Source organism: Streptosporangium minutum (assembly GCF_002149035.1).
In the GTDB taxonomy this organism is placed as follows: domain Bacteria; phylum Actinomycetota; class Actinomycetes; order Streptosporangiales; family Streptosporangiaceae; genus Streptosporangium; species Streptosporangium minutum.
In genome coordinates this window covers 1-10459 of record NZ_NGFP01000300.1, presented here as the reverse complement: position 1 = coordinate 10459, position 10459 = coordinate 1, and the positions used below count along the sequence as shown (strand labels likewise).

The 10459-nt window shown below is 72.3% G+C and carries 8 protein-coding genes; 4 read left to right on the top strand and 4 right to left on the bottom strand.

Features of this window, described 5'->3' with window-relative positions; genetic code table 11:
• On the top strand, positions 1 to 317 hold a 317-nt coding region (locus tag CA984_RS46715; RefSeq protein WP_165781574.1), incomplete at its 5' end, for a L,D-transpeptidase.
• A gap of 213 nt (positions 318 to 530) precedes the next feature.
• On the opposite strand, the gene CA984_RS38770 is transcribed toward CA984_RS46715, so the two are convergent.
• The 3 genes from CA984_RS38770 to CA984_RS38760 all read right to left on the bottom strand — a co-directional run bounded on the left by CA984_RS38770 (position 531) and on the right by CA984_RS38760 (position 6083).
• Positions 531 to 1835 carry a sensor histidine kinase gene (locus CA984_RS38770; protein WP_133061905.1) on the bottom strand — a complete coding sequence of 435 codons (1305 nt, stop codon included), beginning with the start codon at positions 1833 to 1835 and terminating at the stop codon, positions 531 to 533.
• 153 nt (positions 1836 to 1988) lie between these two features.
• Positions 1989 to 4643, bottom strand: coding sequence for a helix-turn-helix transcriptional regulator (locus CA984_RS38765; RefSeq protein WP_086578363.1), 2655 nt, complete (start codon positions 4641 to 4643; stop codon positions 1989 to 1991).
• 27 nt (positions 4644 to 4670) lie between these two features.
• The gene (locus tag CA984_RS38760; protein WP_086578362.1) at positions 4671 to 6083 is read right to left on the bottom strand and encodes an LCP family protein; all 1413 of its coding nucleotides are present in this window, start codon (positions 6081 to 6083) and stop codon (positions 4671 to 4673) included.
• A 224-nt stretch (positions 6084 to 6307) separates the two neighbouring features.
• Between CA984_RS38760 and CA984_RS38755 the strand changes: the two genes are divergently transcribed.
• The 3 genes from CA984_RS38755 (at position 6308) to CA984_RS38745 (ending at position 9393) form a co-directional block, all read left to right on the top strand.
• Positions 6308 to 6820 (top strand): GNAT family N-acetyltransferase, encoded by a 513-nt coding sequence (locus CA984_RS38755; protein ID WP_086578361.1) that lies wholly within the window; start codon positions 6308 to 6310, stop codon positions 6818 to 6820.
• Positions 6821 to 6983: 163 nt separating this feature from the next.
• Positions 6984 to 7553: an NADPH-dependent FMN reductase gene (locus CA984_RS38750; protein WP_086578360.1), complete on the top strand. Its 570-nt coding sequence runs from the start codon at positions 6984 to 6986 to the stop codon at positions 7551 to 7553.
• An 82-nt stretch (positions 7554 to 7635) separates the two neighbouring features.
• On the top strand, positions 7636 to 9393 hold the full coding sequence (locus tag CA984_RS38745) for an ABC transporter ATP-binding protein (RefSeq protein ID WP_086578359.1): 1758 nt from the start codon (positions 7636 to 7638) through the stop codon (positions 9391 to 9393).
• A gap of 121 nt (positions 9394 to 9514) precedes the next feature.
• On the opposite strand, the gene CA984_RS48930 is transcribed toward CA984_RS38745, so the two are convergent.
• Positions 9515 to 10459, bottom strand: a 945-nt coding sequence (locus CA984_RS48930) for a glycoside hydrolase family 16 protein (protein WP_133061904.1), incomplete at its 5' end; no start/stop codon positions are given.

The window sequence follows — 10459 nt, the reverse complement described above, 5'->3', positions numbered from 1 at the left end:
GGCGTCCTGACCGGCCGGTGCTCTCGACGGAGTCGGCCCGCCCGGTCCGGTTCGCCCGGCAGGACCACCCGGACCGCCCGCTCCAGCCGGACCATCCTCTCCACCCGCTCTACCGCAGCGCCCCGTTCGATCAGGTCCGGCCGGTCTCCCCGACCTCGCCGGTCTCCCCGACGCCGCTCCCTCCGTCACCGTCAGTGTCCCCGACCCCGCCGCTGCGCCCCGCCTCCGGGTGTGCCCGGATCCCGGAGCACATCGCCGAGCGGCTCTTCCACATGGTCGGCGTGGGCGACACGGTCCACGTCCGGCGTAAGGGCTAGGACGCGTGAACCGCCAGGACGGCGTGAGGACTGCAGACGGTGTGAGGACCGCAGGAAGGTGCGAGGGCGGCCACGGGCGGCGCGCGGGCGGCCACAGGCGGGGCGAGGGCCACGGAGGGCGTACGGGCCGCGCGGGAATCACCGCGCCGCGAGCCCCGGAACGGCGCGGGCTGGACCGGTGTAGAAGCTAGACGGGCCGGACCGATGTAGAAGCTAGATGGGGCCGGTGGTGGACAGCGGCAGCCTGAGGACCAGCCGGGCGCCGCGGCCGCTGGTGTTGTCGGCCGCGTACAGCCTGCCCCGGTGCGCCGCCGCGATGTCCCTGGCGATGGGCAGCCCGAGCCCCGTCCCCCCGGCGTCACGGCCGCGGGCGGAGTCCAGGCGGGTGAACCTCTCGAAGACCCGCTCCCGCTGGTCCGGCGGGATGCCGAGCCCGTCGTCGGTGACCTCCAGCACCGCCTCGTCCCCCTCGCTGCCGACGTAGACCTCGACCTCGTCGGCCGCGTGCCGGTCGGCGTTGGCGAGCAGGTTGGTCAGCAGCCGGCCGAGTTGGAGCCTGTTGCCTTGGACCACCACGTCGGGCTTGAGGCGCATGAGGATCTCGTGCCGGGTCGGCCGCTGCTTCGTCTCGGTGGTGACGAGGTCGGCGAGGTTGATCTGCTCGGGTGAGTCCTGCACCCCGGCGTCGAGGCGGGCGAGCATGAGCAGGTCGTCCACGATGGCCTGGAGTCTCTCGGCGTCGGCCAGCGCGGACCGCATCGTCTGCGACGGATCGTCGCCCTCGGGGTCGGCGAGCGCGAGTTCGAGCTTGGTGCGCAGGCCGGTCAGCGGGGTGCGCAGTTCGTGGGAGGCGTCGGAGGCGAAGCGGCGCTGGTTCTCCAGGGCCTGCTCCAACCGGTCGAGGGTCGCGTTGACGGTATGGGTGAGCTCCGTCATCTCGTCCTCCCCGTCCGGAACGGTCATCCGGCGGCTGAGATTCGAGGTGCCGGTGATCTCGGCCATCTCGGCGCGGATCCGCTTCACCGGGGCCAGGGTCCGGCCGACGATCCGCCAGGTGCCCCAGCCGAGCAGTGTGAGCAGCGCGAGGCTGAAGAAGGCCAGCGCGATCTCCAGGATGTGGCCGCCGAGCAGCGGGGGCTGTGGCTCCGCCGCGTAGACCATGACGTTGCCGTAGGGGGATCGGCTGTCCTGGAAACCCACGACGATGAAGCACGCCTGCCCGCCCGCGGAGGATGTCGTGCAGGATGTCCCATCCACCCGGCTGTCGCCGTCGACGGGCCACAGGCCGCTGATCGCGGGCTGTCCCCTCGCCTCCGGGCTGGAGGCGACGACGCGGCCTCCGGGGGTGACGACCTGGAGGTAACCGACCCTTCTCGTCGGGAGCGTGCCGGTCGGCGGCCCCTTGCGGACGCTCTCGTACGTCTGCCGGGCCGCCACGGCCGCGGTGCGGGTGGTCTCGTCCAGCACCTTGGCGCGCACACCCAGTGATGTCGCGAGCGCCCCGATCCCCAGAACCACCGCGAAGATCAGAAGTGCGGTGCACGTCGCCCGTCCCCGGATCGAGCGTGGGTATCGAGCTGAAGCCACATTCCCCCCTAGAAATCCCCTTTCACACTTATAAGCGGAGAGTATCTATTGGGATGCAAAGGGCTTCTATGCTCTTATGTTCGTTTAGTCGGAAAGAGGAAGCGTGCCGAGCTCGCCGCGGGAGGCGACGCCGAGCTTGGGGTAGGCCTTGTAGAGGTGGTGGCCGACCGTGCGCGGGCTCAGGAAGAGCTGGGCCGCGATGTCCCGGTTCGACAGGCCCTGCGCCGCCAGCCGTACGATCTGCAGTTCCTGCGGCGTGAGCCGGGCCAGCGGCCCGGGCGCGGGGGCGGCGGGCGCGGCGGACCCGGTGGCGCTCAGCTCCACGCGTGTCCTGTCCGCCCACGGCGCGGCCTCCAGGCGCTCGAAGGTCTCCAGCGCGGCGCGCAGATGGGCGCGCGCGTCGGCCTTCCTGCGGGTACGGCGGAGCCACTCGCCGTAGAGCAGCTCGGTCCTGGCCCGCTCGAATGGCCTTCCGTCGATCTTCAAAGCCGCGGCGAAGTGCTCCTCCGAGTCTTCGAGCAGGGCCCGGCAGCGCAGCACCAGGGCCTCGGCCCACGGCTGCCGCGTGTACCCGGCCCACTCCCGGTAGCGTGCGAAGGCCCCGGCCGCGCGCTCCGGGACGCCGAGCCGTACGGCCGCCTCCACCAGATCGGGCACGCACCGCGTCTCGGACACGTGGTGCCCGCCGGCCATGGGTTCGAGCCGGGAGAGCGCGGCCTCGACCCGGCCGTGGCCGAGGTCGAGCAGGCCCAGCGCCCAGACCGCCCACCGGGTCCCCGCCGAGCCGTCCGCGAGGGACTCGTCCACCAGCCGGTGGCAGCGCCCGTCGTCGCCCTCGACCGCGGCGAGGTAGGCCAGCAGGCTGTTCATCTGGCTGGCCCACTGCCGCTGCCCGGTGTCGCGCGCGATGCGCAGGCTTTCGGTGGCGGCGGCCAGCGCGTCCCGGTGCCGYCCCTGGAAGAGCTCGGACTCGGCGAGGAAGAACAGCAGCGTCGGCAGCGCCCCGATGTTGCCCAGTGACCGGGCCTCGGCGACCAGCGACGCGGCGGTCTCGCGGACCTCCCCGTCCTGCCCGGCCGCCAGCCCGAACCCGCAGGCCTGGACCAGGTCACGGGGGCCGTCCGCCCCTGCCCGCCGGGCCTCGGCGACCATCTCCGCCAGCGACGGCGGGGCCTCCCGCCGGGACAGGAGCGCCGTGACGAACCCGATGACCGGCGCGAGCGGGTCGTCGCCGGGGAGATCCAGGGCGCTCAGCCTGGCCCCGGTGCGGTCGAGTTCGGGCGTGCCGATGTACCAGGCGGCGTGCAGCGCCTGCATCAGCATCCGCGCCGCCCTGGCGCCGTCGGCCATCGCGGCGCCGTCGAGCAGCGCCTCGTGCGCGGCGTGCAGCGACCCGCGCAGAAAGTCGGCGGTCGCCCGCACGTGCGTGAGCCGTGCCCGGAGCGTCGCCTCCCCGGCCGCGCCGCCCTCCTCCCCGGTCAGCGCGGCGAGCCGGCGGCCGCCCTGGTCGGCGAGTGTCCCGGCCCGGTCCAGCTCGCCGGCCCAGGCCGCCGTCTCCGCGGCCAGCGTCAGCCGCCGTGCCTGGGATCCGGGCCGCGTGCTGAGCCGGGCCGCCCGCTCGTAGGCGCTGGCCGCGGCGGCGTAACCGCTGCGGCCGCTCGCCCGCGCGGCGGTCCGTTCCAGCTCGGCGGCCACCTCCTCGTCCGGGCCGGTCGCGGCCATGGCCAGGTGCCAGGCGCGCCGGTCGGCGTCGTCGGGGCCGTCGAGCGCGGCGGCCAGCGCCTTGTGCACGGCCAGGCGCAGGCTGGGCGGGATCCCCTGGTAGACGGCGGCCCGGACCAGGGGGTGCCGGAAAGCCACGGTCCCCTCACCGACCCTGACCAGGTCGGCGCTCTCCGCCGGATGGAGGTCCTCAAGGAAGTCGCCGAACCCGGCCGCGGCCCGCAGCACGACGCCCAGGTCGCCGGTGTCCTCGGCCGCGGCCACCGCCAGCAGGCCCTGCGTCGCCTCGGGCAGCCGCCTGACCTGTCCCAGGAAGGCTTCCTGGACCCGGCTGGTGAGCGGCAGCGCCGTACCGTCGGCGGGCGCCGCGGCGGGCAGCTCGATCAGCGCGAGCGGGTTGCCCTGCGCCTCGGCCAGCACGCGGTAGCGCACGACCGGGCTGATGCCGGCGCCCAGCAACGCCGCGGCGGCCGAGGCGTCGAGTCCCCTCACCGGCAGCTCCGCCATCCCCGGCGCGGTGAAGGGCTCCCGCGCGGCGAGGATCAGCGCGACCCCCTCGGCGTCCAGCCGCCGCGCGGCGAACAGCAGCGCGTCGGTCGAGGCCCGGTCCAGCCACTGCGCGTCGTCCACCAGCACCAGCAGCGGGCCGTCCTCGGCCAGCTCCGACAGCAGGGAGAGCACGGCCAGGCCGACCAGCAACCGGTCCCCGGACGCCACGGAGGCCAGCCCGAAGGCGGCCCGCAGCGCCCGCTCCTGCTGCTCGGGCAGCGCCCCGACCCGGTCGAACACCGGCCGCAGCAGCAGGTGCAGCCCGGCGAACGGCAGCTCGGCCTCCGACTCCACCCCGGTGCCGCGGATCACCCGCAGGTCCTCGGCGGCGGCGGCCGCGTAGTCCAGCAGAGCGGTCTTGCCGATCCCCGGCTCACCCCGGACGAGCAGGGCGCCGCTCCGGCCCGCACGGGAGTCCGCCAGCAGCCGGTCGATGACGGCCTGCTCGGCGGCCCTTCCATGCAACATGCCTCGAACCCTACTTAAAAGGGGTGATCAGGCGCCCGCGCAGGAGTCGTGGGTGGCGTCGAAGCCGTTGAGGTCGTCGGCGTCCCCCTGGCGGAGCGGCTTGAGGCCCTTCCAGTCGTCGCCGATGGTCAGGACGAGCCGCGCCGTGGTCGCCCGGGGGACGGGCCTGCCGCTGGAGACGAGCAGGTCACGGGTGAGGGTCGGCGCCCCGGCCGCGCCGTTGGGCGAGTAGGCGATCGTGGTCTTCGGGTACGGCTTGCGCGCCGCGTCGCCGATCTTGGCGATGTGGTAGCCCCGCTCCTCAAGCCGGACGGCCACCAGGGAGGCCAGGCCGGAACGGCCGGTCCCGTTGCGCACCTCGACCTGGATCTTCGACCGGGGCACCTTGGACTGGCCGCCCTTGACCCCGGAGCCGGTGACCGTCCTGTCCTGGGCGACGATCTGGAACAGCTTCCTGCTCTGCGGCTCGACCCACTCCACCCGGCCGGGGTGGACGACCGAGTAGCGCCAGGGGGTGGTGATGAAGTGGATCTGCCCGGCGGCCAGGCCCTGGGCGCTGGTCGCCAGGTCCTTCATGACGAGGGGGGTGAGCCCGGGGTCGGTCGTGACCGACTTGGTGGCCGCGTCGAGGAAGCCGAACAGCTTCCCGGGGTCGGTGAGCGTCTCGCCGCTCATCACCTTCTTGACCATGGACGCGATGAACATCTGCTGCCGCTGGATGCGCCCGATGTCGGAGCCGTCGCCCAGGCTGTAGCGGGCCCTGACGTAGCCCAGGGCCTGCTCGCCCTTGAGCGTCTGCCGGCCCGCGGGGAGGGTCAGCAGGGCCTTCTTGTCGTGGACCGGCTCGGGCAGGCAGACCTCGACGCCGCCGACCGCGTCGACCATGCCCTTGAAACCGGTGAAGTCGACCTTCACGAAGTGGTCGATGTGGATGCCGGTGAGCGACTCGACGGTCTTCCAGGTGCAGGTGATCCCGCCGGAGTTGAACGACTCGTTGATCATGCCCAGGTGCGGACGCTGGCCGGGGAGCCCCTGCTTGGCCCGGCACTCGGGGAGTTGGACCATCGAGTCCCGGGGGAAGCTGACGACCATCGCGTTGTCCCGCTTCGGCGAGATGTGCGCCAGCATGATCGTGTCGGTCCGCTCGCCGGGGAACCTGCCGTACTTGGCGTTCTTGCCGCTGCGCTGGTCCGATCCGACGACCAGGACGTTCAGCGCCTTGGTGGCGACCTTGGCCGGACGGGGGCCCAGATCCTCCGGCGTGACGTCGACGTGCTTGACGTTGCCGGTCAGCTTGACGTAGACCCCGCCCACCGTCGCCGCCACCGCGACCACGACGACCGTGACGACGGCCACCAGCCACCACAGCCACCTGCGGCGCCGCCGGGGGGAACGCTGCTCCACGGGCCTGGAGGGTGCGTCGGTCAACCCGCTGCTCACGTGACTCCCGGGGGATGGGCCAGGGCGTGCGCCCATGGTTGAGGAGCCGGATTCCGGCCGTCGCCGAGTGTACTAATCCTCCATAAAGGGCGGATAAGAACCCGCAAAGGGCGGAAAGAACCCGCGGCACGCTCCCGCTCATCGGACCGCCCCGGAGGGGGCGGCCGGCGCGGTCCTCGCCGCCGCGCGCCTGTCCGTTTCCGGGCCACTGTTACGATCCGCCGATGATTATCAGAGATGGCGGGATCGATGACGCTCCGGCGGTTCTGGGGATGTTCGACAGCGCGGTGGCCTGGCTGACCGCGCAGGGCCGTACCGGTCAGTGGGGCAGCGAGCCGTTCTCCGCCGTTCCCGCCCGCGTCGAGCGGGTGACCTCCTGGGCGGCCTCCGGCGGGATGCGCATCGCCGAGATCGACGGTGAGCCCGCCGGATGCCTGGTCCTCGGGCCCGCGATGGAGTACGTCACCCCGGCCCCCGAGCCGGAGCTGTACGTCCGGGTGCTGGTCATCGACCAGCGGTTCCACGGCCGCGGCGTCGGCTCCGCGCTCCTGGAACGCGCCCGCGCCGAGGCGGTGGAGCGGGGGGTCTCGCTGCTCAGGGTCGACTGCTACGCCGGCGACGACGGCCGGCTGGTGAAGTACTACGAGAGCCAGGGCTTCACCAGGACCGAGACCTTCAAGGTCGAGGAGTGGCCCGGCCAGATCCTGGAGATGCGCCTGCCCGCCGGAGCCGCCTGACCTCGGGCACGCCGCGCCGGGTCCGCTTGACCTCAAGCGCACTGGAGGTTGCACGGTGGTCATCGTGGGTCGTCGATCCGATCGGCCCGCCGGAGAGTGATCGGCCGTGGATCGGTCCGTCGTGGATCGGCCTGCCCGGGACCGATCCGTCAGGGAGGCCGTCGTGCTGGACATCGCAGTGATCATCGCAAGCACCCGGGAGGACGGTCTCGGGGCGACAGTGGGGCGCTGGTTCCTGGAGCAGACCGCGCGACGGGCCGACCTGACCGTGGACGTGATCGCCCTGGGCCGGACGGCGTTGCCGCCGATCCAGCCCGCGCGCTCCGGCGACACCGGGGACGAGGCCCGCGAGCTCGCCGCGAGGATCGACGCCGCCGACGGTTTCGTCGTGATCACTCCGGAGTACAACCACGGCTACCCCGCCGCGCTGAAGCTGGCCATCGACGCGGTCCGTCACGAGTGGGCGGCCAAGCCGGTCGGTTTCGTCTCGTACGGCGGGCGCTCCGGAGGCCTGCGGGCGGTGGAGCAGCTCCGCCTGGTCTTCGCCGAGCTGCACGTGGTCTCCCTGCGCGACACCGTGAGCTTCCACCAGGCGGACGGGCACTTCGACGCGGCGGGCCGGCCGGTCGAGCCGGACGGCGTCAACGGCGCGGCCAAGGTCATGCTCGACCAGCTCACCTGGTGGGCGAGCACCCTGCGGGAGGGGCGGGCGGCCCGGCCGTACGTCCGCTGAGTGCCTTGTGCGGGGGCCGTCACATGGTTGAAATCGCGGAAGGAGAAGATTAGATAGTTATTTATCGTGATTTGGGGGATCTGTGGTCGGCGCTCTCGATCATCGCTACCGGGGCGAGCATCCCGTCCGCACACTCGCCTACCTCTTCCGGGAAGACCGCCTCAAGCTGCTCGTCGCGGTCCTCGCCTTCCTGGTCAAGCACAGTCCCACCTGGCTGCTGCCGCTGATCACCGCCAACGTCGTCGACATCGTGGTCGGCCACCGCCCGATCACCGGGCTGTGGATCAACACGGCCGTGCTGCTCACCCTGCTCCTCCTCAACTACCCCTTCCACCTGCTCTACGTCCGCTGCCTGCACGGCGCCATCCGGCGGATGGGCATGGGCCTGCGCTCCGCGCTCTGCCGCCGGATGCAGCAGCTCTCCATCGGCTACCACTCCCGGGTCAGCGCCGCCGTGCTCCAGACCAAGGTCATCCGGGACGTCGAGAGCGTGGAGCAGACCACCCAGCAGGCCGGCGACATGGGCCTGTCGGCATTCGCCATGCTGGCCGGCGGCCTGGTGGTGATCGCCCTGCGGGTGCCCGCCGCGATCCCGGTCTTCCTGGTGGTCGTGCCCGCCGCGGCGTTCCTGGTGATGCGGATGCGGACCAGGTTGAGGGAGGACAACGAGAGCTTCCGCCGAGAGGTCGAGAAGCTCTCCACCCGCGTCAGCGAGATGACCACCCTCATCCCGATCACCCGCGCGCACGGCCTGGAACAGGACGCGCTGCACCGCGTCGACGGCACCCTGACCAGGGTGCTGCGCAAGGGTCTCCGGCTCGACCTGCTCAACGGCAGCTTCGGCGCGCTGGCCTGGATCCTGCTCAACGCGCTCGGCGTCGCCTTCCTGGCCGGCTCCGCGCTCGTCGCCTACTACCAGGTCATCCCCATCACCGCCGGTGACGTGGTCATGCTGACCACCTTCTTCGCCACCCTCACCTCGGCGGTCACCTCCCTGCTCAGCCTGACCCCGGTGATCAGCAGGGGACTGGCGTCGGTACGGTCGATCGGCGAGGTGCTCCAGGCCCCCGACCTGGAGCACAACAGCGGCAAGGACGAGGTCGTGTCCGTCCGCGGCGAGGTGGAGTTCCGCGGCGTCGAGTTCGCCTACGGCGAGCACGGTGAGGACGACGCCCCCGCGGTCACCGGCTTCAGCCTCACGGCGGTTCCCGGTGAGACGATCGCCCTGGTAGGCCCCTCGGGCGCGGGCAAGTCGACCGTGCTCAACCTCGTCATCGGCTTCCTGCGGCCCACCTCCGGCCAGATCCTGCTCGACGGCCGTGACATGGAGACCCTGGACATGCGCACCTACCGGAGGTTCCTGTCGGTCGTGCCGCAGGAGTCCATCCTGTTCGAGGGCACCATCAGGGAGAACGTCACCTACGGCATGGCCGACGTCTCCGAGGACCGGGTACGGCAGGCGCTCCGGGACGCCAACGCGCTGGAGTTCATCGACCGGCTGCCCGACGGGCTCGACACGGTCGTGGGAGAGCGGGGGGCCCGTCTCTCCGGCGGTCAGAAGCAGCGCCTGGCCATCGCCCGCGCCCTGATCCGCGACCCGCGCGTGCTGATCCTGGACGAGGCGACTTCCGCCCTGGACAACCGGTCGGAGGCGCTCATCCAGGAGGCGCTGGCCCGCCTGGTCGCCGGGCGCACGGTCCTCGTCGTCGCCCACCGGCTGTCGACCATCCGCGGCGCCGACCGGATCGTGGTCATGCGCGACGGCGGGATCGAGGAAGTGGGCACCCACGAGGAACTGATGCGGCTGCGCGGCGTCTACGCCGGGCTGCAGAGCGCCTAGGAATGCCCGTCAGGGCACGGGACCGCTCATCCCGCGCCCGCCAAAGCGGCCGGGACCGCTCACCCGTGCCCGCCGGCGAGATCGTTCATCCCGTGCCCGCCGGGGCGGCCGGCGAGACCGCTCATCCCGCGCCACCTCCCATGCCGCCTGCCGTGCCGCCTGCCGTGCCTCCGGAGTCCAGCGGATAGACGCGGAGCCAGTCGACCTCCATCCAGGCCTCTCCCGGACTGCCGTGACCGGGGAACCAGTCCAACTGCAGGCAGGCCGACATCGGACTCCGGGTGGACCTGGACGAACGGAACCACTCCCGGCCGTCGAGATAGCCGACGACCCCGCCGGGGCCGTTCTCCACGGCGTAGGTGTGCCAGGTGGTCATGTCGGCCTCGGAGTAGGACTGCTCCTCCCCCTGAGGGGTCTCCAGGTAGAAGTTCGCCCGCCACCTGCCGGGACGGTCCATGACCCCCAGGAAGTCGATCTCCTCGCCGGTGGCGCTGTGCACACCCCCGCCGCCGCCGTCCGGCCACAGCAGGGCGATGGGGTGGTAGGAGTCCGCCCCCTCGTACATGCGGACGCGGGTCTCCCAGCGCCCGTACACCTGGCTGTGCCTGCTGCCCAGCCCGGCCGTGGTGCCGTCGGCGCGGCCGTACAGGTAGAGGGATCCGTTGCCGATGAAGAGCTGGTCGGGAGAGCGGCGGCCCTGGCCGTCGTGCCCGGCCGAGTCGTAGATCACCCAGTCGGCCGGATCGAGCTGGTCGTCGAACTCCGCACACCAGGCAGGCGTCCCCCAGCCGTGGACTTGGGCGGCACTGGCCCCGCCGGTGGAGACGGCGAGGTCGGCGGAGTCGGCGGGGGCGGTCAAGTCGGTGGAGCCGGGCGGATCGGTTTCATCGGCCGGGTCAACGGGGTCCGTCGGGTCGCTCAGGTCGTCTGGGCCGGCCGGATCGGCAGGGTCAGCCAGGTCGCTCAGGTCGGCCGGGTTGGTCGGATCGGCCGGATCGGTCGGAGCGGCCGGGTCAGCCGGGTTGGTCAGGTCGGCCGGGTTGGTCGGATCGGCATGGTCGACGGG